The organism is Haloarcula terrestris (assembly GCF_031624315.1).
Classification (GTDB): domain Archaea; phylum Halobacteriota; class Halobacteria; order Halobacteriales; family Haloarculaceae; genus Haloarcula; species Haloarcula terrestris.
In genome coordinates this window covers 169533-194126 of the sequence record NZ_JAMQOM010000005.1, presented here as the reverse complement: position 1 = coordinate 194126, position 24594 = coordinate 169533, and the positions used below count along the sequence as shown (strand labels likewise).

At 57.7% G+C, this 24594-nt stretch carries 19 protein-coding genes; 10 read left to right on the top strand and 9 right to left on the bottom strand.

Going from position 1 to position 24594, the window contains the following annotated elements; translation table 11 throughout:
- The first annotated feature begins 367 nt into the window (after window positions 1–367).
- The 3 genes from NDI54_RS13935 (at window position 368) to NDI54_RS13925 (ending at window position 2918) form a co-directional block, all read left to right on the top strand.
- Window positions 368–1555: an outer membrane protein assembly factor BamB family protein gene (locus NDI54_RS13935; RefSeq protein ID WP_406600189.1), complete on the top strand. Its 1188-nt coding sequence runs from the start codon at window positions 368–370 to the stop codon at window positions 1553–1555.
- Window positions 1556–1561: 6 nt separating this feature from the next.
- Window positions 1562–2188, top strand: coding sequence for a hypothetical protein (locus NDI54_RS13930; RefSeq protein ID WP_310897040.1), 627 nt, complete (start codon window positions 1562–1564; stop codon window positions 2186–2188).
- A gap of 367 nt (window positions 2189–2555) precedes the next feature.
- Window positions 2556–2918, top strand: a complete 363-nt coding sequence (locus NDI54_RS13925; protein ID WP_310897113.1) for a transcriptional regulator — start codon at window positions 2556–2558, stop codon at window positions 2916–2918.
- A gap of 1794 nt (window positions 2919–4712) precedes the next feature.
- Here the strand turns inward: NDI54_RS13925 and NDI54_RS13920 are convergent.
- Genes NDI54_RS13920 through NDI54_RS13905 form a run of 4 tightly spaced genes read right to left on the bottom strand, consistent with a single transcriptional unit; the run spans window position 4713 to window position 8027 of the window.
- Window positions 4713–5387 carry an ABC transporter permease gene (locus tag NDI54_RS13920; RefSeq protein ID WP_310897039.1) on the bottom strand — a complete coding sequence of 225 codons (675 nt, stop codon included), beginning with the start codon at window positions 5385–5387 and terminating at the stop codon, window positions 4713–4715.
- Window positions 5388–6392 (bottom strand): ABC transporter ATP-binding protein, encoded by a 1005-nt coding sequence (locus NDI54_RS13915; RefSeq protein ID WP_310897038.1) that lies wholly within the window; start codon window positions 6390–6392, stop codon window positions 5388–5390. It abuts the gene before it with no gap.
- Window positions 6389–7105, bottom strand: a complete 717-nt coding sequence (locus NDI54_RS13910; protein WP_310897037.1) for an ABC transporter permease — start codon at window positions 7103–7105, stop codon at window positions 6389–6391. The genes NDI54_RS13915 and NDI54_RS13910 overlap by 4 nt, the downstream gene beginning before the upstream one ends.
- 4 nt (window positions 7106–7109) lie before the next feature.
- On the bottom strand, window positions 7110–8027 hold the full coding sequence (locus NDI54_RS13905) for a glycine betaine ABC transporter substrate-binding protein (RefSeq protein ID WP_310897036.1): 918 nt from the start codon (window positions 8025–8027) through the stop codon (window positions 7110–7112).
- Window positions 8028–8236: 209 nt separating this feature from the next.
- Between NDI54_RS13905 and NDI54_RS13900 the strand changes: the two genes are divergently transcribed.
- On the top strand, window positions 8237–9010 hold the full coding sequence (locus NDI54_RS13900) for an IclR family transcriptional regulator (protein ID WP_310897035.1): 774 nt from the start codon (window positions 8237–8239) through the stop codon (window positions 9008–9010).
- A 36-nt stretch (window positions 9011–9046) separates the two neighbouring features.
- On the opposite strand, the gene NDI54_RS13895 is transcribed toward NDI54_RS13900, so the two are convergent.
- Both NDI54_RS13895 and NDI54_RS13890 read right to left on the bottom strand, forming a co-directional pair.
- A complete protein-coding gene (locus NDI54_RS13895; RefSeq protein WP_310897034.1) occupies window positions 9047–9412 on the bottom strand; it encodes a Rieske (2Fe-2S) protein in 366 nt (121 codons plus the stop codon).
- Between the two features lie 2 nt (window positions 9413–9414).
- Window positions 9415–10605, bottom strand: a complete 1191-nt coding sequence (locus tag NDI54_RS13890) for an amidohydrolase family protein (protein WP_310897033.1) — start codon at window positions 10603–10605, stop codon at window positions 9415–9417.
- Between the two features lie 168 nt (window positions 10606–10773).
- Between NDI54_RS13890 and NDI54_RS13885 the strand changes: the two genes are divergently transcribed.
- Window positions 10774–11088 carry a hypothetical protein gene (locus tag NDI54_RS13885; RefSeq protein WP_310897032.1) on the top strand — a complete coding sequence of 105 codons (315 nt, stop codon included), beginning with the start codon at window positions 10774–10776 and terminating at the stop codon, window positions 11086–11088.
- Window positions 11089–11137: 49 nt separating this feature from the next.
- Here NDI54_RS13885 and NDI54_RS13880 read toward each other — a convergent pair whose 3' ends face one another.
- Window positions 11138–12658, bottom strand: coding sequence for an aldehyde dehydrogenase family protein (locus NDI54_RS13880; protein ID WP_406600188.1), 1521 nt, complete (start codon window positions 12656–12658; stop codon window positions 11138–11140).
- A gap of 1544 nt (window positions 12659–14202) precedes the next feature.
- On the opposite strand from NDI54_RS13880, the gene folE reads away from it, so the two are divergent.
- From folE to NDI54_RS13855, 5 genes are all read left to right on the top strand, one after another.
- Window positions 14203–14835: a GTP cyclohydrolase I gene (folE, locus tag NDI54_RS13875; protein WP_310897030.1), complete on the top strand. Its 633-nt coding sequence runs from the start codon at window positions 14203–14205 to the stop codon at window positions 14833–14835.
- Window positions 14836–15326: 491 nt separating this feature from the next.
- The gene (locus tag NDI54_RS13870) at window positions 15327–17861 is read left to right on the top strand and encodes a GcvT family protein (protein WP_310897029.1); all 2535 of its coding nucleotides are present in this window, start codon (window positions 15327–15329) and stop codon (window positions 17859–17861) included.
- A 43-nt stretch (window positions 17862–17904) separates the two neighbouring features.
- The gene (locus tag NDI54_RS13865; protein ID WP_310897028.1) at window positions 17905–18675 is read left to right on the top strand and encodes an electron transfer flavoprotein subunit beta/FixA family protein; all 771 of its coding nucleotides are present in this window, start codon (window positions 17905–17907) and stop codon (window positions 18673–18675) included.
- 2 nt (window positions 18676–18677) lie between these two features.
- Window positions 18678–19646 carry an electron transfer flavoprotein subunit alpha/FixB family protein gene (locus tag NDI54_RS13860; RefSeq protein ID WP_310897027.1) on the top strand — a complete coding sequence of 323 codons (969 nt, stop codon included), beginning with the start codon at window positions 18678–18680 and terminating at the stop codon, window positions 19644–19646.
- Window positions 19647–19829: 183 nt separating this feature from the next.
- Window positions 19830–20423, top strand: a complete 594-nt coding sequence (locus NDI54_RS13855) for a cyclodeaminase/cyclohydrolase family protein (protein ID WP_310897026.1) — start codon at window positions 19830–19832, stop codon at window positions 20421–20423.
- Between the two features lie 35 nt (window positions 20424–20458).
- On the opposite strand, the gene NDI54_RS13850 is transcribed toward NDI54_RS13855, so the two are convergent.
- Window positions 20459–22630 (bottom strand): (Fe-S)-binding protein, encoded by a 2172-nt coding sequence (locus NDI54_RS13850; protein WP_310897025.1) that lies wholly within the window; start codon window positions 22628–22630, stop codon window positions 20459–20461.
- Window positions 22631–22845: 215 nt separating this feature from the next.
- Window positions 22846–24591, bottom strand: coding sequence for a formate--tetrahydrofolate ligase (locus NDI54_RS13845; RefSeq protein WP_310897024.1), 1746 nt, complete (start codon window positions 24589–24591; stop codon window positions 22846–22848).
- Window positions 24592–24594 lie beyond the last annotated feature (3 nt).

Here is a 24594-nt window from a genome sequence, read left to right as displayed (position 1 = left end):
ACTCATGGACAGCAATTTTACATCTGACGAATGGGATCGTATCAGAACATTCGCACGGATCCCAGATTATCTCCAGCGACCTGAGGTGTTGCTTCCTGAGGATGCCTCTGAAAACGATTAAACCTCTGATATAAAACTATTACTTGCGGTCTGTATCACATCCACCGTTCAACTTGCACCTAATGACAACCGTTTAACCGAATTTCCGTCCGGATGGATACGGTTTCGACACTCACTGTTGGGTAGGATACTCGGGAGCGGAGTTCGCTTACACCACACGACTGAAGCAACGTTACACTAACATTTTTTATGAAGCTATTAAAACGAGCATTTGATGCCCTCCACGCAGCGGCGATCATTCCTCGGGATGGTCGCCACCGGAACAGTCGCCAGTATCGCTGGCTGCTCGTCGTCGTGCCCTGACGACGGCAGGCCAGAACCGTCCTATACAGTCGAATCGGGGACCGACAACGCGGGCTTCGAGACGGTCCCCGACGGTTCATGGCCCACGCCGCGATTCGACGCGGCGAACACGGCTTATACACCAGTCCGAATGGAAACGACGACACCGTCGGTCAAGTGGCGTGCGGATATCTCTACAACGATTTCGGGCGTTGAAAACATCGGTGCGAGTGCGGTAGTCGTCGCCGACAGCATTGTTGTGTTGACGACTTCGGCCAGTGTCGTTGCCTTATCGCTCCGTGACGGGACAGAACAGTGGCGACGCGAGCTCAAACCGGCAACTGTTCAGTCACCGGCCGGCATCGGAGACCGCCCGGCGCCCCCGGTAATGGCAAACGGCCGGGTCTTCCTCGCAACGACTGATGGCGTCGTTGCTCTGGAGGCTGACGACGGAGCTGTTGCGTGGCGCAACACCGAGGTGGTCGGGGCAGGCGTTCCAGCGGTGACTGATGACGCGCTGTTCGTTCCCACTGCCGATGGGGTAGCCCGATTTGACACCACCGACGGACACCGACAGTGGACGGTCTACGTCGATGGGACGAGGCTGGCCGTGGCCGACAGCACCGCTGTCATCGCCGGTGAGGAAGTTGTGGCGGTGGATGCCGAAACCGGTGAGATCCAGTGGCGACAATCTGATCGGCCTGACGGGTATCCTGTCGTAGCAGACGGAACAGTCTACGTGTGCACCTACGGCGACCTAGTCGGTCGCTCGCTCACTGACGGGACCGAGCAGTGGCGTATCGACCGTGGGCGTTCCTTCGAGCTGCCGGTCGTGACGCCCGAAAGCGTGTACGCGATCGAACGACCCGGTGAAGCATCCAGCGCGACGTTCGCGTTCGATCAGGTTGATGAGGGAGCGCCGGAGCCCCGGTGGTGTTCGGAGATCAATCTCGGTGGCGCCGTGACTGCCGCGTCCGAGGATGCCGTATTCACGTTCCAACACGACATCGGGCTCACTGCGTTCACGACGCGTTTCGGCGACGCAGTCTGGCAGTACCCGGCCGAATATCAGGCCGTCTCACTGGCGGTACTCGACGGCGGCGTTGTGAGCGTGTCACCAGAGGGCTCCGTCGTGGCGTTCGGAGGTGAGTGACCTGCGATGGCGCGTCGCTTACATCGGGCCGCCGGCCTGCTCCTTGCTCTGAGTGCAGTGTGTCTGGTCATCGTTGTACTTCCGCTGGACCTCTGGCCCGCACCACAGCCAGGAGATTCGTACGTGTTCGACCCGCCGCTATTTAGTGCGATTTGGGTCCAACGGACGCTCGTACCTGCGCTCACGGTGATCGCAAACATACTGGGCCTCATCGGCTTGAGCGTGTTATTCAGGCGCGATAGCGAGTCGATGTCACGCTTACAGCGCGTGTTCGCGTTCGCCGGTCTTGTCGGAGGTGGAACCTGCGTACTCGGGACGCTATTGTTCACTTCCGCCGGTCCAAACGATATCGGGACAGAACTCACCGCGCTCCTCGTTTTGGGCCTTTCGTTCGTACTCATATGCTGGGGCCTCATCGGATGGGGCGTTGGCTATCTCCGGTCCGAGTCGCTTCGACTCGGCGCTGCGCTCGCCGGCACACCGGTCGTTATCGGTGTGTATCTCGGTCTCTCGATTGCAGGCATTACGATCCCATCCGGTGGTGGAGTGCTGTTGATTATACCGCCAAGTATCACGGCGCTTGTCGTCGGCTTCGACCTGTGGGTTGACGACGACACATCCGACCACGGGTAGATCCCTCGTTTCAGACACAAGCCCCCGTGTGATGCCAGAGCCCAGAATAGTCCAGCATCAGGTGAGTTCCGGGTATACGTGACTGACACAGTGCAACACCAGCAGTAAAACGGGGACGCTATGACTTCGAGAGACCGTTCACTTCGACGAATTCCAAGGTGAAAATATAAATCTTTGAACCCTTCAACTGTGTCGTTTATCGAGATATTCTTCTAAACGTCCGTTCGTCACACAATAGATCGCTCGCCCCCGTTGGCGCTACCAAACTGGGGTCACTACGATGGCTCTCGGGAGTATATTTTATATGGATCCACGGTGTGAAGATACGTACGTGGTCAAATCAACGGTCCGGTTCCCCGAAACGGTGATGGACTGCGTTGAGGAGATGGTAGACGACGGTGTCTTCTCGAGCAAGTCCGAATTTCAGCGATTTGCCGTGGAGTACGTTCTTTCTGAAATCGACGGGTACGAACCGGAGATGGTTGATTTCACGGATCTCGAAAGTGAGGTCTTTCAGCACAAGTCTACCGACGCCGGCACGGAAATCTCGACCGAGATCAACGAGAATTTCTACGAGAACGCTGCGCGAGTCCGCCAGTTCGCCATTCGAGGCGAAATCGAGACCGCAGAGGAGTACATCGACACCGCGTACCCGGTCACGGATCCACGGTGTCTGCTCCTCGATGATTTGCTCGAATCGTATCGACAGCGGGCAAACGAAGACGAATAAGAAGTCGCTGCGATGCTATAGTAACGTCATCCGTTTCGCCGACTAACGGGGCTACCTCGGTGTCGGACACGGAATCACAGTCGCTTGACGAACGAGAGACGATAACAGTCGGAACCGGGTCGTATACGAGCCATTACAATGCACACAGTACCACTAGTTGGACTTGAGTGAGTAGTGCAGGGCAGCATAGGAGTGGGAGAAATGGTGGGCAGCCGGGGGGAGTGGCGTGCAACGCACCATTCAAAGTCGTCATCCACGACGACGGGTTCCAGTCCCAGGCCAATCGATGAATCGGAAGGGATTCAAGGGAAACGGAGCGGGGACCAGAACCCAACCGAATAATATGTAGTTGGTATCAAAAACAGTTGTGATCTGTATTCACAACCTGCTCGTTCAGGGATATCGAACCGTCATTGTTCTTGCCTGAGTGAGTGAAGAACCTGCTTTCACGACGGCTTTTGTGTCACACATGTCTCTGAGGTGGAGGTCGTCGTTGGGTTCGTATCGGATCTCACGTATTACGACAGAGTATGCTTGTATCTCTCTATGGTTCGTATTTATACTGGCATACTATTACGATTACAATCGATAGCCAAACTATGGTAACATACTACCTTTCAATAGTCATATCTGATCAAAGCCAACTCCAAAATAGTATTTACGAAAGTAACTATCCTATTTATATATGTATCGAACGGCATACCTTCACATCTAGTCAAAAAGAAAGTTAGTATATAACACGGTATTAGCTATCGGCACGTTCAACGGAACGGGCTCCTCACCATGGCCGGCCATCGTCGGCCACCTCCGACCCGCTGGCTCCGGCCAAGACCACTGCACTCACCGCGCCGGCACCGATGGTTTTCAGAACGCTGCGTCTATCCGCGGCTATATGTGACTGATTATCTGCTACGCTCTTCCGTAGCAGATTGTTGAATACGGCCTCGGTGTTCTGACGAGAGTCCAAGACCATCGACCTGGATGTCTCTCTGACCAGATTAGCGTTCATTCGATACAGACCAAAACTGCAAGACAGCGAACCATCAACGATGTGCTACCTAAGAGCGATCTGCTATATATTTTCGAAATACAGATCTGTATCGGCCTATAGTGAATAATAATTGCCGAACTATTGTGAGAGACTTCGGGGTTACGGTAGCAAAGCGATCTCACCTGGAGTAATAGACCGAAGCAGGACTTGAGGGAGCAGTGACTGTCGAAGAAGTGCAGCCGAAAGTGGCTGCGATGAGGCAGCCACGAATACCAGAGGACCCGTGGGCTATACGTGGACTACGATGTGCAGGTGGTCACGGGACCCATCTGAAACGACTGGGAGAAGGAACTTAAAGACACAGTGGGACTGCACCATGGATTTATACGTGATTTCGATTCTGGTCTCCCAGCCGTGCGGTATAGAGGGTGACCGCATCTTGGCACTTCTCACTATGTCCCTCCCTCAGTAAGGGATATCGAGATCATTGACACTCACAAGCGAGTTTGGTAATACACTGGGTCAGCGACCGGTCTAACACTTTTCAGAGGTATATTGCTGACGTGCTGATTCACGCTCAAAGAGTGCGAAAATGACACTGTTGGAACTATTGTAGGATCCTGACCACCCCCTCCTAGCAAGTCCAGTCAATCAGATATAATGTTGTGTCGCTGACAGACGCGGTGAATTTTGTCGATGTGATTGCCTCGGAACTATCGGAACTTCGCTCCAGTGTCGCTGTCAAGACAATCTTGTGCGGTCCAGTCGTTTTGGTTCATTCGGCGCGGAATCGATAGCCTTGGTCAGGCAACGGCACTCGTCCCCTCCGGACTGGACTCCCCGAGATGGCCTTCGATGCGTCCGAGAATGAAATCAAGAGAGATTGCCAACAACGCCCCGGGCACTGCGCCAGCGACAACTTGTGGCATATTGAAGAGATTGATTCCACTGATGACCCAGACTCCAAGCCCGCCACCGCCGATAAAGAAGGCGAGATAAGCGGTGCCGACGTTGATGATGGTGCTGGTCCGAATCCCCGCAAAGATCACTGGGAGGGCCAGCGGGAGTTCGATCTGTGTCAGCCGCTCGTTTTGTGTCATCCCCATTCCCCGGGCAGCATCGATAACCCCTTCGTCGACGCTTTCGATGCCGGCGATCGTGTTCGTCAACACTGGCAACAGGGCGTAAATAAATAGGGCTACCACAGACGGCAGATACCCCAGTCCGAGGACCGGAAACGCCAGCGCGATGATTGCCAGTGGCGGTATTGTCTGGGCGACGTTCCCCAGCGATAGGATTGGTCCCTTTGCACGCTCGTACCGGGTGGCGAGAACACCCAGCGGAACTGCGACGGTGATCGCAACGACTTCCGAAATCAACACCAGTAACAGGTGGCGCTGGAGGAGTCCCCAGAAGGTTGCGCCGTTACTCAACAAGTACTGCATCCCATCGATGAACGTACTGGCGATACCAGCCATTTAGCTCCCTCCCGTCTTTTCTGGCTGGAAGTAGTCCCGAATGTGCCGTTCGGAGATTGTCCCGACGACATCGTCGTCCCCAACGACTGGCAGTTCGACAGTATCAGTCGCTAGCAGCCGCGTGAGTGCAGTCTTGAGCGTCGCGTCTGCGGCTACGGCAGGCGGTCCGTCACCGCCGTCAGCGGCAACCTGGAGGGGTTCGGTATCGGCCACAGCACTCTCTCCCCCGTCGAGGGGTTCCATCACCTCTGAGACGAGCGTGATATCCAGCTGCTTGAACGTCTGGTTGTCTCCGATGAAGTCCTCGACAAACTCCGTCGCCGGGTTTGCGAGGATGTTCTGTGGCGTGTCGTACTGGACGACCTCTCCGACGTTGTAGATCGCGATTTTATCGCCCATTTTGAGCGCTTCGTCGATGCTGTGGGTCACGAAGATGATGGTGGTGTTGATCCGTGACTGGATGTCGAGGAACTCGTTCTGGAGGCGTTCACGAGTGATGGGATCGAGCGCGCCGAAGGGTTCGTCCATCAACAGGACATCTGGATCAGCTGCGAGCGCCCGAGCGACGCCAATACGCTGGCGCTGGCCACCCGAGAGCTCGTCGGGGAAGCTTTCGCGGTAGTCCTCGGGCGGCAGTCCCATCAGTTCCAAGAGCTCATCGACACGGTCGTCGATTCGTTCTTGCTCCCAGTCCTCCAGGTCGGGCACCGTTGCAACGTTTTCGGCCACCGTCAGGTGATCGAATAGCCCGATCTCCTGAATAACGTACCCGACATCCCGACGGAGTTCGATCTTGTCCAGTTCCTGATTATCGGCACCGTTGACGTACACCGTTCCCTCGGTGGGGTCTTCGAGTCGGTTGACCAGTTTCATCGTCGTGGTCTTCCCACAGCCAGACGGACCGACAAGGACGGTTGTCGTGCCTTCCTCGACACTGAAACTGATATCTTCGATCGCGACTGTGCCATCCGGATACTGTTTCGTGACGTTCTCGAATTCAATCATAGGAGTGCCCTCCTGCACATTTGGGTGCTGAGCCGTGGATTGACTTCCTCGCCGTTGCGAATCCGAAGGAGTTGTTCGATAGTGGCGATCCCATAATCCGATGCGAGTGCAAGCGCGGAGACGACGATTGTGGCGACGACAGTCATCACCGGGTTAGCCTCTCGGATGCCCTGAAAGATGAGCGTTCCAAGGCCACCTGCACCGACGAACGCACCGACAGCGGCGACGCCCACGACGATCACGACGGCGTTTCGGACCCCAGCGAGGATGATCGGAAGCGCCTTCGGGATCTGAATCCGTCGAAGTCGCTGGGCTCGCGTCATCCCGAGTCCTCTCCCCGCCTGGATGGTCGATTCTTCGATACCGGTGAGCCCAACGTACGTGTTCCGGATCACCGGCAACTGTGAGTACAACACCAGCGTGAAGACGACGGGTGGGCTTCCGATACCCAGAAACGGAATCAAGAGGCCGAACGCAGCTAAACTCGGAATCGTCATGGCGATGCCAGCCAGCCACAGAACAGCGGTCGCAGCGCGTTCGTTGTACGTGATGCCGATCCCCAGCGCGACCGCAATCGGCACTGCAATGGCAACTGTCTGGACCGTAATAATGACGTGTTCAACGAGGAGCGTCAACAGTTCGCCGAAGTTCTCCTGAACGAACTGGACGTACGCTCCTACCAGTACCATCGAAGCGAAGCTCTCGGCGAACATCGCTTCAGATGATCCCCTCACTTTTTAGAAAGTCCCGGGCCACGGCTTGGACTTCCTCGCCGTCGTTGGAGATTCGAGAGTTGAGTTCGATGACCTTCTGTTCACTGTCAAGTGCGCGCATTGGTTCGTTCAGTGCGGCTTCTATTTCCGGGGCTTCGGACAGCGTTTCGGAGTTGACCAGCGGCGCGGGATTGTACGGCAGGAAGAAGTTCTGGTCGTCCTCAAGCGTCGCGAGATTGTACTGCCTGATCTTGGGGTTCGTGGTGAACACCATTCCTGCCTCGGCTTCCCCTTCTCCCAGAACCTGGTAGGTCAAGTTTGCGCCGATCTTCCGGATGTTGACATTCGATACGGCGTCGGAGAAGCCATATGCATCCGTGAGACCGGGCCATCCATCGGACCGTTCAGCAAACTCTGGCCCGAGCACGACGGTAAGATCTGTGTTGCCGCTGTTGAGGTATTCGGCAAAGCCACTGATCGTCTCAAGTCCAGTCTCCTCCTGGAAACCGGGACGCAGTGCGATGGAGTAGGTGTTGTTGAACTGTGCTCGTTCGAGATACGAGAGGTTGTGCTCTTCTGCCATGTCCTGCTTGGCAATTTCGTAGGCTGCCTCGGGAGACTCCGGCTTCTCCGTGTGTTTCGGCGGGATCGTCGCGTATGCTCCCCCAGTATAGAGGTGATATAAATCAACCTCTTGGTTCTTGACGGCCTGGAAGCACTGCTGGGACCCTCCTAAGCCGATCTCGTCTTCGATTGCATAATCGGTGTTTGCCTTCAGCGATTCGTGCCCGAGATATCCCATCAACTTCGCCTCGGACCACTGCATTGACGCAGCGGTAATGCTGGTTGAACTGCTACCACTGAGCGAACTACACCCTGCGAGAGACCCGATGATGGTTGACCCACCCGCGAGTCCACTCATTTTAAGCAAGCTCCTGCGTGTGACTGTCATACTCACCCTAAGATTTCGGGGCTTTTACTTAATGTTTGCTGAAATTATAGATATTCTAACACTATCTGCCCGTAGATAAGTGGACAATATAGTACACTGTTTGGTGTTAGCCTTTACAGAACCAGTGTATTCTGTCTTCGAGAACAATGTTTTTGTAATACCGATGTCTGGACAAAAGCATGTCTCACGAAGCACATAACCCTGTGAAAGCGGTTCAGACAGCGAACGAAATAATTGAAACACTGGATGAGCTGGGGGGTGCGCGTGTCGTCGAGATCGCAGAGCGGGTTGATCGATCACAGAGCGTCGTTCATAACCACCTCAGCACACTCAGAGAACTCGAATACGTCGTGAAGTCTGGGAACGAATATCAGCTGACGCTCCGGTTTCTGGGCCTGGGCGAACGGGTGCGTCATCGTATTCCGTTGTACGACGCCGCACATCCTGAGGTCCAGAAGCTCGCACAGGAGACTGGGGAGTTGATTACGCTTCTAGTCGAAGAACACGGTCAGGGGATTTATCTGGATATCGGGCAGGGGAGTAAAGATATCCAATACCCTGCGATTCCCGGGGTTCGCACACATCTGCACTGTTCTGCCGTCGGCAAGGTGATTCTTGCCCACCTTTCCGAGGCGGAGCGCGAAACAATTCTTCAGACGCACGGGTTACCGGAACAGACCCCACAGACGATCACAGATCGTGCCGCGCTAGCAGACGAACTCGAACTAATTCGAGACCAGGACTTGGCGTTCGACCGGGAGGAGTTCCGCACCGGGCTCAAATCGGTCGGGGCACCGATTACACGTCAAGACGGGACGGTGCTCGGTGCACTCAGCATTGCTGGTCCCGCTCACAGGATGACTCCCGACCGGTTGGAAGGCGAGATGGCCGCGGAGTTGCGGCAGTCCATCAATGTAATCGAATTGAATCTCAACGAACCGAATGTCCGCTGAATCGAAGGGCCGCTGACCGATGAGCGGTCGTTGTCCTCACAACGAGACGATTACGTCGCCGTCTTTGACTTCGACCGGGTGTGACGGCAGTTTCGTCCCCTCTTTCGAGAGACACTCACCCGTCGGAATGTCGTATTCCCAGCCGTGCCACGGACAATTGAGGACCTCACCCTCTTTGCACCACTGGAGGTCCGTTTGTAGTTCGTCTCGGTCGAACTCCGCGCTGCTTGTACCCGTTACGCTGCCTTCGCAGGCCGGTCCGCCCTGGTGGAGACACCAGTTCGTGTATGCGCGAAACTCACCGTTTATCCGGAACAGCGCGATCTCACGGCCTTCGAGTTCGATCAGTTTCCGATCCCCGTCGTCGAGTTCTTCCACCGTGGCTACCGTATGCTCGCTCATTGTTACAGTGACAGACCGAACGCCTCAACCGGCGTCTCGTACAGGATCTTCCGCCGTTCTTCCTCAGTGAAGTAGTGCTGAAGGTACTTATCGAGCTCTTCGAGATGGTCGAAGTCCCAGTGTGGATAGTCAGTCGCGAACATCAGCATATCAGCGCCCAGCGTCTCGATCATCCGCTTCATATCGTCGGACGTATTCGGCTCGCCCAGCGGTTGGGAGCCGATATAGAACTGGTCACGGATGTATTCTTCTGGGGACTTTTCGAGGAGTGGCACCTCGCTGCGCCGCATTCGATAGATCTTGTTCATCCGGTGCATCATGTACGGCACCCACCCGATTCCGGCTTCCAGGAAAACGAAGTTGAGATCGGGGAACTTCGCGGGGACACCTTCACCCAGCAGGCTCGACATCGTGGCCATCTGTTGCCATGGATGACCGAGCGTTTGCACCTCGAAGTAGTTGTTGAACCCTTTGTTGTGATGTGGAAAGTCGAACATAAACTCGTCCCCATTTCCGTGGAAGACGACCGGGAGATCGTTATCCTCGGCGGCTCTGTAAATCGGATCGTTGACGGGATCGCCCAGGGGCGGGTACTCACCGCTCGTCCCGATATAGATCCCAACGATCCCATCCTCGTTGCTGAGGCGGTCAATCTCAGCCGCCGCCTCCTCTGGCTTTTGTGTTGCGACTGCTGCGAGGCCTAAGAAGTCATAGTCGTCTAAAAACTGATCCAGTAGCAGGTCGTTGTACGCCCGCATGAGGCTCATCGCCAGGTCGGGCTGGGGAAACTTTCCCAGGGGTTCAAACGTATTGATGATCGGATAGTCGATATCGAAGTCAGACTGGAATTGCTGGATGTCCTCGGGATCGGTGAAGGTCGAGAAGTGGTCGTCAATCTTGCCACCCATTCGTTGATCCCAACTGCTGGAGGGAAACATCGCATGGGGCGAATCAGTGATGCTTGAACGGTACGGCTCATCGAGGTATTTTGCGACGGTCTCTTCTTCGACCGTAATATGCACATCCGTGTCGACAACGGTAGTATCCGCTAACGCGTGGGACTTTGCTTGTGACATCCAGCTAATCATATTTGCAGTGGCCATATAATCCTTTTTCTCAGTTACTGATGATTCCGTAATAACGATTCCAGGATATTCCAGCTCTCTGTTCTCAATACCGGGGATTCGGACCATCGAAGGCGTCCCAGGGGACAGCCACTGTTCGGAATGAGTGTAGTTGCGAGGACTCTGTCGATTCCTGTCCGCTACACATATCGTACCGGATCGAACCTGCTGTATTTCTCCGCTTTGACGAGGGCGGTCGCAAAGATTAACTTCCGTGCTATATGACCCTGTGGTGTGATGTCACATGAGCGACCGCAGTGGTGGCAAAAGAACGCTGCACTTCGGGAACGGATGGGTCTTCCGGAGTACGAACCGTCGCGGCTCACCGACGGGACGTACGTTCACGAGGTCCTCGATGAAATCGAAGCCAAGTATGATGCCCAGATCAATCTTATAAGTGAGGATCCAAGCTATCCCAGCGTCTGGGTGTTCCGTCTTGACGGGAGCGACTGTGTGGCGGTCGAACGGCATCGCGACGAGAAGGGAAACAACGTCTACCAGATCAGCGCCAGTGAACTACGCGAGCAGATTGTCGCGTCGATAGAATCATAATACAGCGATTCGAGCCAAACTCGACGCGCCTGCTTGCATTGCCGTGGCCTCACAGGCTTGGTTCGTCGAGGTTCACATAGACGCTCTTTGTCTGTCGATAGTGATCCAGCGCCTCCTCACCGAGATCCCGTCCGATACCGGAGTTCTTGAACCCGCCGTATGGCGCATCGGGGAGAATCGGGCCGTAATCGTTTACATAGATAAGACCGGCATCGATATCCGCCGCTGCATTGTGCGCCAGCGATGTTTTTTCCGTTCCGATCCCCGCAGCCAAGCCGAACTTCGTATCGTTTGCCAGCTTGATCGCCTCTTCGTAGGTCGAGAACGACTGGATCGTCTGTACCGGGCCGAATATTTCTTCCTGTGCGATCCGCATGTCGTTGGTCACGTCGCCGAACACAGTCGGCTCGATGTACCAACCGTCCTGTAACTCCGGATCTGTCGGTATATTGCCGCCGGTGAGCAGTGTTGCACCTTCGTCCAGTCCGGTCTGTATATACTCTTGCACAGTCTCCAACTGCGCGGCGGTGGTCAGCGGTCCCATTGTGGTTTCGTCCTTCAGTGGGTCTCCGAGTACGTGGGACTCTGCCTTTTCGACGAACCGATCCGTGAACTCGTCAATGATGTCCTCGTGAACGATTGCGCGGGAAAGCGCGTCACAGATTTCGCCCGTACTATAGAAGACGCCCTCGGCGACGGCGTCTACGACTTTATCCATGTCGGCGTCGGGAAACACGACGAACGGGGATTTGCCTCCCAGCTCCAAGGTGACGGCAGCGAAGTGGTCTGCCGCTGACTCCATCACTTGCTTTCCGACTGCTTCGCTCCCAGTGAAGGAAATCTTGCGAACGTCGTCGTGTTCAGTAAGATGCCCACCGACCCGTGAGCCAGACCCAGTCACCACGTTGACAACGCCATCGGGGAGGATGTCAGCCGTGAGCTGCGCCATCCGGATTGTTGTTAGCGGGGTGTTCGCCGACGGTTTCAGTACGGTACAGTTACCCGCCGCGAGCGCAGGCCCAAGTTTCCATGCAGCGGCCCATATGGGGAAGTTCCAGGGGACAATCTGTCCCACAACGCCGTATGGTTCCTGCCGAGTGTACAGGTGGAGATCATTCTCTGCATCGATCTGTTTTCCTTCGTTAATCCTCGCTGCTGCGGCGTAGTACTCTAGCGTTTCGATTGCACCCTGTACCTCGGCCCGCGCGTGAGCCCGTGGTTTCCCTGTATCGAGACATTCGAGCAGGGTCAATTCCTCGGCATGGCTTTGCAGTTCGTCTATCCAGTTAGAGAGCATTCGCGACCGCTCGGCTGGTGTCGTTTCGGACCACGTTGTCTCGAATGCAGTCCAGGCGACAGACACCGCAGTGTCGACATCGCTGCGTCGAAATGCCGGGATTTCAGCGATTTGCTGGTCGGTCACAGGGTCCGTAGTCTCAATACGCTCGCTGCCTTCGCCACTAGTTGATTCGCCACCGACCCAAGCGCCAAATTCCCTAAATTCAGTAACCTCCTCTATCGCTGTCCTGTGAGCAGTTGCTGGGTCTCCGCCGTACTCGTTCACATTCATCGTGCCAATCACCTGCACGCAGATATAAAAAACTACTGTGGCACTCATCGATTATATTCTCACTATGCGAGACTCATTTTGAAATTCTACATTGGGGAATATCTTTGATTATTTAGCCCGTTCTACTGTTAATTACTGTAGATGGAATAAAATATCGGCTACATTTCCCACGGTGGTCATTTTTTGCTATACTTGAAGGTTATATTAAGGGATACAGTTAGCGATAGAGCGTTTCAACCAGATACTGATTCTGTATTGCAGAATAAACCGCTCACAAATAGGAGATAGCTATGTCGACTGTGTCTCAGTCTGCTCTGTGCGGTTGTCTGTGCGCTTGAGAGATGCGAACCGACGGCGGAACTGCACAGCCGGTGACGACTGTTCTGTCACGAGATCGGTGCCACCAATAGAAATCCATCCCCACCCAGTAGCTGCAAATTGCGGCGGTTTCAGGTAGTGAACCTGGAAGTAACTGGACTTGACATCAGGTGGCCTAACGTCGTTTTTCCACGAACAGTGACTGCAAAAATACCTACACTGAGAAACTGGTTGAGGGGTGCAGTATTGAAACGAAGACCGAGAGTGTATTGAGATAACTGACAACCGTCCCCTCTAATAACGCTTGTACAAGTGTTAGTTGACGATGGTCCTGCTATTGAAGCAGCAGTAGCAATCTCCGTTTGTAAGGCTATGTTTAGTTAACAGTATTGGACCAGACAGCAACTGTTTATATCTCGATTTGGCTGGGTCTTGTTTACCGTGAGTGAAACAGTTTGAAACTGTATAGGTTAGTGTCTCTGTCGTCTCAATTATGTCTGATAGTATTTATAATGGTTTGTCTCTACAATCGAATCAATTTCGTTGCAGAGCGGCTTGGGTAAGTCTCCATTATTGACAAGAAATCCGGTGTCGCAAATGTGGTGTTTCTCCCAGTACTCTCGGCGATCATCGATTCAGTGGGTTATCTACGTGATGAGAAGACAGATACGGAGGGACTTATTTGTGTCAAGATGGGCCGCAGCGCACACCTAGCTCTGGTGATTGCCGTCCGAATCACAGTCTCATCCAGTACAACTTGCTTCTATGCTTTCGCTATCTGGGTGAAAACAGTCGTCTGTGTCCTATCATAGGCTGGGATTCAGGAACGGATACCAGCTATAATATAAATATGAAAGAAAGTATTGTAATTCGATATATTTTCATCTATATCTGAATAGCAAGCGTCCTTGCTCACGGGATCCGCTCGCGTTCCACATACCAAATCCAGTCATCGCTCCCGCCACTCTAGCGTGACCGCTGCTACTGACCAGCATGAAATTCACCACGCCACTTTTTCCGATCTATGAAACACGGCTGTCAAAATTACGTTGTGCGGTACTTTTCGATTTGTTCTTCCTCAAACTGAATCGCGTCCGTAGTTTCGAACACAGAATACAAACATTCTAACCATTTGCGGGTGGCAATAACAATAGTAACATTGTGATTCCAGTGACGGAACCGCAGGGACAGAGGATTTTTACCTTCAGCTCTCCTGTAGGAATATAATGGATTCACGGGAACAAGAGCCGACAACTGGACATAACGCGGCGACGCAACCGACAGACAGTTTTGACGAAGAAAAGGCGCGACGTGGTGCTCGTCTCTTACTTGAAGCCGCTGGCCGCGATCCCGATTCGACAGGGCTGTCCGATACCTGGAGCCGACGTGTCCCGGAAATGCTTGAAACGCTGACCGAAGGGTCACGGACGGAGTCCAAGCCTGTAATGCGGACCTTCGAATCGGAGACTGACGGACTAATCGTCAAAACAGGGATCCCGCTTCAAAGCATGTGTGAGCATCATATGCTTCCGTTTCAGGGTGTCGCCCACGTGGCGTACAGGCCTGGGGAGGAGATGGTGGGTCTGTCGAAGCTTATCCGGTACGTCCGTTGGCAGTCGCGCCAGTTGACGACACAAGAGACGCTCACGCGAGACATCGCGGTTGGACTGGCTGAGGAACTCGATGCACACGGAGTCGCCGTCGAAGTGACGGCAACGCACATGTGCGAGGTAATGCGCGGCATCGAAACGGAGACCGAAACGACCACTAGAGAACGCGTCGGCACGATCAGCGAGGCCGACCGCACACAGTTCAGAGAGTCTATCCGACGCCACGCCGGCGGACCCAATGGCCGCTGAGTGCCAGCAACTGCACCCTGGTTGCCGGAGTTGCCGATCCGAGTGATCCAGTCGTCACATTGTTTCTATCGTCAGCCTACTGTTTGCAATCATCGGCATCTCAAAACACAACGTATTAGATAGGCAATAGTATGAGTGGGTTGTCTCGGCACCTTCACCCGCAGAACGCGAACTTGGGGTCTGTAGGCCTGTCCGGCGTTCGGGCGTGGTTTTCGATTAGTAATTCTTCTATAGTAACAATTGAAACGAGTTACACATTGATCGCACTGCTGTCGTGCGATCAGGTGTGTATTGATTTTCAATGGCTACTATAGGTAGTGGCCATCTAATGGGTGGCAACGGGACCGGGGGTACTTAAATCGCCCCAGAACTGTGGACGCTGCTTCATTCTGGCATCACACCACCCTCAAAACGTACGATACGATGTTGAGAGCTATTAGCACGAGAGTAGAGCAGACGGTTCGGCACACCAGCACACGGGTGAGACGACGATGAGTTCGGACTCGCTGCCGTCACAGGCCAGTACAGTAATCATCGGTGGCGGTATCGTCGGGAACAGTCTGGCGTATCACCTCGCCCGAATGGGACGAGATGACATCGCAATTGTGGACAAGGGGCCGTTACCCGACCCTGGTGGCTCGACAGGCCACGCCTCGAACTTCCTGATGCCGGTGGAACACTCGAAGGAGATGACCCACCTCACCCAGCGAAGTATCGAGCAATACAGGGACATGGACACGTTCACCAACAGCGGCGGTATCGAAGTGGCCCGCACCGAGGAACGGGTCGAAGAGCTGAAACGGCGTGTCCAGTCGGCGAAGGCGTGGGGTGAACCGGCGGAGCTGTTGACGCCCGAAGAAGTCGAAGACCTCGTCCCGTACGTCAACACTGACCTCATCAAAGCCGGGTTCTACAGCACCGGTGCGGGCACCTGTGACCCGCTCCGGGCCGGGGAAGTGATGCGTGCGCGGGCAGACGAGTACACCGACGGCGGGCTCCACGTCTCGCCCAATACCGAGGTGCTTGACCTCCACGTCGAGGACGGATCGATACAGGCGGTCGAGACCGACCGAGGGACTGTCACGGCCGATGACGTAGTCATTGCGGCCGGGCTCTGGAGCCCGAAAATCGCCGAGATGGCCGGCGTCGAAATTCCGCTGACGCCGGCAGTCCACCAGATGGTCAGCGTCGGGCCGATCTCCTTCTTCGAGGACTACGAGGGCGAAATCTCGTTCCCGGTCGTCCGCGACATGGACACCCAGATGTACGAGCGCCAGCACGGGAACGACCTCGAAGTGGGGTCCTATCAGCACCGGCCGATACTCTGGGATGTCGAGGACATCCCGTCCATCGACGAAGCGCCGCTGTCGCCGACGCAACCCCCACTGACCGAGGACGCCTTCGAGCAGTCGATGGCCGACGCGCTGGAAATCGTCCCGGAACTCCTCGACGACCCCGAAGCCGGCATCCGCCACGAAATCGACGGCCTGCTTTCACAAACACCCGACGGTGGGCCGCTTCTGGGGCCGCTGCAGGACGTTGACGGGCTCTGGTCGTGTGCCGCGGTCTGGATTAAGGAGGCCCCGGCCATCGGCGAGGCGGTCGCCCAGTGGATGACGCGTGGCTGGTCGGATATCGACCTCCACGGGGCCGACGTGAACCGGTTCTACGAGTACGGGAACTCCCGCTCGTTCGTCAAAGACCGGGCCAGTGAGGGGTTCCAGAAGATATACGACATCGTCCATCCGGCCGAGCAGTACCAGTCGGCGAGGGAACTCCGGACGAGCCCGTTCTACGAGAAACAGGCTGATCTCGACGCGGAGTTCCACGAGGCGGCTGGCTGGGAGCGGCCACAGTGGTACGAGTCAAACAGCGACCTGCTGGACAGATACGAGGACGAACTCGCCGAGTTCCAGCGGCCCAACGAGTGGGACTCGCGGTGGTGGTCGCCGATTATCCTCGCGGAGCATCTCCACACCCGCGAGCACGTGTCGATGATCGGTGACATGGGCTTCAGCATCTTCGACTTCCGCGGGTCGGATGTCGTTGACTACCTCGAACGGATGGCCGTGGGCCGCGTTGATGTCGAGGTCGGAAAAACCGTCTACACCCCGATACTCGCCGAAAACGGCGGTTTTGTCTCGGACCTGACTATCGCTCGCCTCGGCCCCGAACACTACCGGGTCATCACCGGCGGCGCGGCGGGCGGAGCCGACCGAGCCTGGTTCGGCGACCACATCCCGGACGACGCCGACGTGACCCTCATTGACCAGTCCGAATCGCTGTGCACGCTGGGCGTCTGGGGGCCGAACGCCCGCGAGATGGTGGATAGTGTCACTGAAGAAGACATGTCCCACGATGCGTTCGAACCGTACACGGCACAGAAAATCACGGTCGGAGAGGTCGACGCCTGGGCGATGCGACTCTCCTACATCGGCGAGCAGGGCTGGGAGATTTACGCCCCGATGGGCCAGGGTCGCCGCCTCTGGGACGTGCTGTGGGAGGCCGGACAGGACCACAATGTCCGGCCGGCCGGCATGGGCGTCTACGGAACGACCGGACGGCTCGAGAAGGGGTACCGACTGTTCGGCCACGAACTGGAACTGGACTACAACCCCGCAGAGGCCGGGCTGACGTTCCACGGCGTCAAGGACGCTGACTTCATCGGGAAGGAGGCCTACGCCGAGGCGATTGACGAGGAGAACACGGCCACGCTGTGTACGCTGTCCGTTGACGACCACGCCCCCGATGGCGGTGAGCGGCGCTTCATGCTCGGCAACGAGCCGGTCCTCGACCAGAACGGAGACGTACTCGTTGACGACGAAGGCCGTCGCTCGTACGTGACCAGCGCTGGTACCGGTCCGAGCGTCGGGCAACACCTCCTCATGGCGTATCTCCCGCAATCCCACGCCGAGGAAGGGAAGCGCCTCCAGGTCGAATACATGGGCCAGCAGTATCCGGTGACGGTCGAGGTCGTCGGGAGTCGGCCGCTGTTCGATCCCGAGAACGAACGCATCAGGAGCTAGTACAGCCAGTGAACCGACCACACCCAATACAGAGAGACAGGATATGGACACCGTAGCTTGCATCAAGCGCGTGCCGGACACCGGCGCGAAACTCACGCTGACCGACGACGAACAGCAGATAGACACGAGCCATCTGGGGTTCACGATATCGCCCCACGAGGAGTGTGCGGTCGAGGAAGCGATCCAGGTGGCCGACGACCACGACGGCACGGCCACCGTGCTGTCGCTCGGGCCGGAGGACGCAGACGAACAGCTCCGGACCGGGCTCGCGATGACAGCCGACGAGGCGACGCTACTGGAAACTGACGGCGAGGAATGGCGACCCCGTAAAACGGCAGCCGCCCTGGCTGACGCCCTGAGCGGGGACGCCGACGATCCCGACTTCGATCTCTGCCTGTTCGGCAACGAGTCGGCCGACGTGGCGAACCACCAGGTAGGGATTCGTGTTGCAGAACAGTTGGATATCCCGTTCGTCGCCGGTGTGACGGACCTGACGATTGAAGATGGGAAAGTCGTCGCCGAGCGCGACGTGACCGGCGGGACCGAGGTGTACGAACTCGACCTCCCGGCGGCCGTCGGCGTGAAAGAAGGGATGAACGAACCCCGCTACGCCTCGATGCGTGCCAAGATGCAGGCGCGCAAGCAGTCCATCGAGCGGCGGGAACCGGTTTCCGGCGAGTTCGACGGGGGGATCGAGAAAGTCCGGCTGGAAGCGCCGGAGGACACGGATGGCGCGGCCGACGTTCTCGGCGAGGGACCGGACGCCGTGCCTGCGGTCGTCGACCTGCTACGAGACGACCTGGAGGTGGTCTAACCGTGATATTAACTTTCGTCGAACACGCGGGCGGGAGTCCCGAAGAAGCCTCGCTGGAATCGCTCACGCTGGCCCGGGAACTGGCGACGGCGACCGATGCGTCACTCGAAGCTGTCGCGTTCGGCGCTGAAGCGGCTGCGCTCGGGGACACCCTCGGAGACTATGGCGTCGAGACGGTCCACCGAGTCGCCGACGAGCGACTGGACACGTACGCACCAGAGGCCTGGGCGGAAAGTATCGCCCAGTTGCTCGACGCAACTGATCCAGATGCAGTCGTCGCCCCGGGGACTGACCGCGGACAGGAGGTGCTAGCCCACGTCGGAGCCAAACGCGACTTGCCGATGGCGGCTAACTGCCTCGATGTCGAACCAGGCGACGTGTACGAACTGTCGCGCCAGCGGTGGGGCGGCAGCCTTGTCGAACACGCACGCCTGGACGGCGACACGAAACTGCTGACCGCGGCGGCACACGAGTTCTCGCCGGAAACGGTGGCTGAAGCAGCCGATACCGCTGTCCAGCCGTTCGAACCAACGCTCGAGGAACGCGCGTTTCGGGTCAGCGTCGACCGCGTCGAGGAGTCCGACGAGTCCGGTGTTTCGCTCGGCGAAGCCCGCGTCGTCGTCGGTGGCGGACGCGGCGTCGGCGGACCCGAAGACTACGACAAACTGGAGACGCTAGCAGAGAGCCTCGGTGGCACCGTCGGTGCATCGCGTGCCGCCGTCAACGAGGGCTGGCGACCGCACGACGACCAGATCGGACAGACGGGCACGAAAATCAGCCCGGATCTCTACGTCGCCTGTGGCATCAGCGGTGCAGTGCAGCACATGGTGGGCTGTAAGGGTGCGGACAGCATCCTCGCGATCAACACCGATCCGGAGGCGGCCATCATGCAGAAGGCCGACTACGCCGTCGTCGGTGACTTACACGAGGTCGTGCCTGAGTTGAACGACACGCTGGCCGACGAGCGCTGATACGACTCGCTCTCAGTTCGACGACGGCCAGATTCACCCGCACCATAGTCCGGGCATAGCCTTTGTGACGGGATGGCCCACGCGGAGGCCGAACACCTCCAGGGAAATCATTAGGCGAGTGGGCCGAGAGTCCCGCAGTATGGACAATCAATCACCAGAGACGACCGGCGGTGTGCCCGATCAATGACGTTTGCAAACCAGCCGATCGGGGAGTTCCTCGACGACGTTGCCTCGGGACAGGTGACCCCCAGCGGCGGTGCGGTCGCGGCCGTCGGCGGGGCGATGGGTGCGGCACTCTGTGAAATGGTCTGTATCCACACTCTGGGCTCGGATCAGTCTGAACGGGAGGCGGGTGAGCTACGGGAGGTCAGTGACGCGCTGACCGACCACCGGGAACGGCTCCTCGCACTCGCAGACGAGGACGCGGCAGCGGTCGATGCGGTCGGGGCCGCATTCGAGACCGGTGATGACACCCAGATTCAGGCGGCCGCGAAACGCTCTACAGAGGTCCCAATGGCGGCCGCCGAGGTCTGTCTTGCCGTTCTCAAGCACGCTCGAACGGTCACTGCGAAGGGGACGCCCGTCGCCGTCCCCGACGCGGCTGTCGGGGCACTGCTTGCGATGGCGGCCCTGCAGGCGTCGGTCTCGACTGTTCGGGCCAATCTCGACATGATAGACGACGAATCGGTTGTGGCAGAACTGTCTCAGCGAGCAGACGAGGCGGAAGCGGCCGGCGAAGCGGCGCTCGACGAAGCAATCACGAACGCAGAACGCTGATGACCCTGCGCTCGCCGAAAGTCAATCAGCGTCCTCTAACTGTCGGCCGGTCGTTGCATGGGCGATTCGACGCTGTCTGACTGCTCCTCGACCGCTTCGACGAGTAGCTCGGCCACGTCGACGATCTCGATGTCGTCCTCGTAGCCGCCGGTCTTGCGGCCGTCCTCGTACATCGTCAGGCACATCGGACAGGCCACGACGAATTTCTCGACCGCATCGCCGGCAGTGGTGTCCTGTAATGCCTCGCGTAACCGTTCCTCACTCGGCTTCGGTTCGTCGTCGAAGTCCAGCCAGAGGCCGCCGCCACCGCCGCCACAACAGAACGAATCGTCCCTGTTGCGGGGCATCTCGACGAGGTCACAGCCGGTCGCCTCGACCAGGTCCCGCGGCGCTTCGTACTCGTCGTTGTACCGGCCGAGGTGACAGGGGTCGTGGTAGGTGACCGTGTAGTCGAGTTCGTCCCCGGAGAGTCCGAGTGCACCGGATGTCACCAAGTCCTCGACGACTTGCGTCCAGTGGAACACCGGCGCACCGTCCCAGGTCCCGTCGACTGGTGCGTCCATCATGGGGTCGTCCGCGAACTTCCCGAAGTCCACCTCGGGGTACTCGTTTGTGAACGTGTTGTAGGAATGGGGGTCCGTACAGACGATCTTATCGAACTCACAGTCTTCGAACGTCTCGACGTGGTGGCTAGCCTGCTGCAGGAAGAGGAACTCCTCGCCGGCCCGTCGGATGTCGTTCCCGTCGTACTGTTCGTCGTCGTAGAGGATCCCGTACTCCACGTCGGCGTGGTCGAATAGCGTCGCCAACGAACGCGCCACGGCCTTGTTCCGTTCGTCGAAGCTCGGGTAATCGCCGACGTACCAGAGGTATTCGACCTCGGTTTCGCGGGCGTCCGTGACATCGAACTCCAGCTCTGCGGTCCACTCTCCGCGGTCCCGCTGTGGGTTCCCGAAGGTGTTGCCGTTCTGCATCACATTCTGGAACGTATCCTGTAGATTTGAGTCGACCTCACCCTCGTCGACCAGCTGCCGGTTCAGCCGTGTGAAGGACTTCAGATGCTCGATGTCAACCGGACAGGCGTCCATACAGGCCATGCAGGCCATACATGACTCCATTGTCTGGCTATCGATAACGCTCGTCCCGCCATCAGCGACGATTGGGACCGGCTCGCCGCCCGAGTTCCGGTTCTCGCGATATTCTCTAAGATCGAGGATCACGTTCCGCGGGTCGAGATCGCGGCCGGAGGCGTTGGCCGGACAGGCCGAGGAACAGCGCCCGCACTTGGTGCAGGCGTCCTGATCGAGGCGGTCCTTCCACGTGAAATCGTCTATCGACGCCGCGTTCGTCGCGTCCAGGTCCGACGGGATACCGGGGAGCCGTCGCCCTGCGTCGTCGTCGTTCGCAACGACGTTGGCGAAGGAGGCGAGCATGTGAAACGGCTTCCCCTGCGGGATTGCCGCGACGAACACGAGCGCGAGCAGCGAGTGGGACCACCAGATGACAGGGAACACTGTCGCTGCGAGTTGTGGCGTCACTCCAGCGCCTTCGAGCGCAACTGCAAGCGCCCAGCCGACGAAACTGACGGTCTCGAAGCTGGGGAACCCCTGTCCCAGAATGCGGATGCCCTCGGTGAGATAGCCCCCGACACCGAGGAGAAACAGAGTCCACAGGAAGAGGTCGTCTTCGAGGCCTGTGTGTCGACCCAGAAGTCGGTCGGTTCGGACGCCGTACCGGCGATAGATTGCGACACCAAGGCCAACAACGAACAGCAGTCCCATGGCGTCGACGACAAAGGAGTACGAGAGGTAGAACTGTCCCACGAAGAACGACTCGCCGGTGAGTGGCCGGTATAGGTCCATGTCGATACCCAGGATCGTCGTGGCGATAAGTAGCGTCAGAAACCCCCAGAGTATCATCGCATGCATCGCTCCGGCGACGAGATCTCCCTCGAAGAGCGGTCGATTCGAAAGGACGGCCCTCGCAGCGTTGACCACCCGACGTGGCAGGTCTGCAAGTCGGGGGAACTCGTCCGGCCCGCCGGCGAGATACTGCTGCACTCGCTGATAGCTACTCACGAGGAAGACAGCGATTGCGAGGGCCGCGAGGTAGTAGAAGAGTGTTTTTTGTATCGGCCCGATACGCCAGAACGTCGGCCGTGTCACCTCATCCGTTGCCTGGAGTAGTAGCACGTTGTGTGGTATCATGATTGAGATGCTAACAGCTCTGGACGCAGCGCTTCTCGCGCTGCTGATGTGGGATTCTGCTGGTCGGGTGCCGAAGGACCTGCGCCCTCAATTCTGTCGGCTTTGATAAGGGAGCGCTTACCGCCGGACGCCTACGCACCGGTACTGGGGGCCAAGCCGGTGAAAACGGAAACCGCTACGACGCGAAAAAAGAACTGGGGCGCGAGTCCGATCCGCTAGAACAATCCAGAGATGTTGCCGTCTTCGTCGATGTCCATGTCGGCGGCGGCCGGACGGGCCGGCAGACCGGGCATGGTAAGCGCGTCGGCCGTGAGCGCAACGAGGAACCCGGCTCCAGCAGACGGGTAGACCTCACTGATTTCGAGCTCCCAGCCCTCCGGTGCGCCCTTCTTGCTCGCGTCGTCGCTCAGCGAGTGGAACGTCTTGGACATGACGACCGGGTAGTCGTCGAAGTCAAGCTCGTTCATTTGCTCGATATCGTCGAGCGCGCTTCCAGTGTATTTCACGTCGTCAGCACCGTAGATTTCGGTCGCAACGGTGTGGATCTTATCCTTGATGCTGTCCTCATCGTCGTACAGCATCTGGAAGTCTTCCTCGTTGCTCTCCTCGGTTGCCTCGATGACGTTCTCCGCCAGGTCGACGCCGCCTTCGCTTCCGTCGGAGAAGACGTTCGACTCTGCGGCACGGACGCCGAGGTCGTCGCGGCAGTGGTCCAGCACGGCCTGAATCTCCTCGTCGGTGTCGTCGGGGAAGCGGTTGATCGAAACGACGACCGGGACGCCGAACTTCTGGAGATTCGTCGCGTGCTTGTCGAGGTTCGAGAAGCCGGCCTCGACGGCCTCGACGCCGGCCTCGTCGATCTCGTCGTAGTCGACCGGCCACTGGTCGAGTCCGTGGTACTTGAGTGCGCGGACCGACGCCACGAGGACGACGGCGTTGGGCGTCATGTCGCCCATGCGACAGACAACGTCCATGAACTTCTCTGCGCCGAGGTCGGAACCGAAGCCGGCCTCGGTAACGAGATAGTCACCCATGCCGAATGCGGTCTTGTCGGCGACGAGCGAGTTCGTCCCGTGGGCGATGTTGGCGAACGGGCCGCCGTGGACTAACGCCGGCGTGCCTTCGATGGTCTGGACGACGTTCGGCTTGATGGCGTCTCGGAGCAACATCGTGGCAGGACCGGTCGCCTCGATGTCGTCGACCGTGACCGGGTCACCGTCCTCGTCGTAGGCGACGATGATACGGCTGACTCGTTCCTTGAGGTCGCCGATATCGGTGGCCAGACAGAGGACGGCCATCAGCTCCGACGCGGCGGTGAGGATGAAGCTGTCCTCTCTCGGGGTCCCGCCAGTCTCGCCGCCGAGGCCGACGACCGTCTCTCGGAGCGCGCGGTCGTTCATGTCAATCGCGCGTGGCCATGCGACATTGTTGATATCGATGTCCAGTTCGTCGCCCTGTGAAATCTTCGCGTCAAGCATCGCCGCGATGAGGTTGTGCGCGGAGGTGAGCGCGTGCAGGTCACCAGTGAAGTGGAGGTTGATGTCCTCCATCGGCAGTACCTGTGACCGGCCACCACCTGCTGCACCGCCTTTGACGCCGAACACCGGGCCAAGTGACGGTTCTCGAATCGCGATCATCGCTTCCTCACCGACGTGATTGAGCGTCTGCCCGAGGCCGACGGTCGTTACCGTCTTCCCCTCGCCTTTGGGGGTCGGCGTCATCCCGGTTACCAGAACGAGGTTCTGCTCCTTGTTTTCGGCCTGGTCGCGGAGGCGCTCGATGGCGTGTTGTTTGACTTTCGCGGTGTATTCGCCGAAGTACTGGAGGTCATCGAGCCCGAGCCCCCACGGCTCGACAAGCTCCCAGATCGGTTCCATGTCTGTCGACTGGGCGATATCGTAGTCTGTCGGGATCGGCTCTTGTGTCTCGTCGGTCGCGGATTCCTCATCCTGTGAAGACATCTC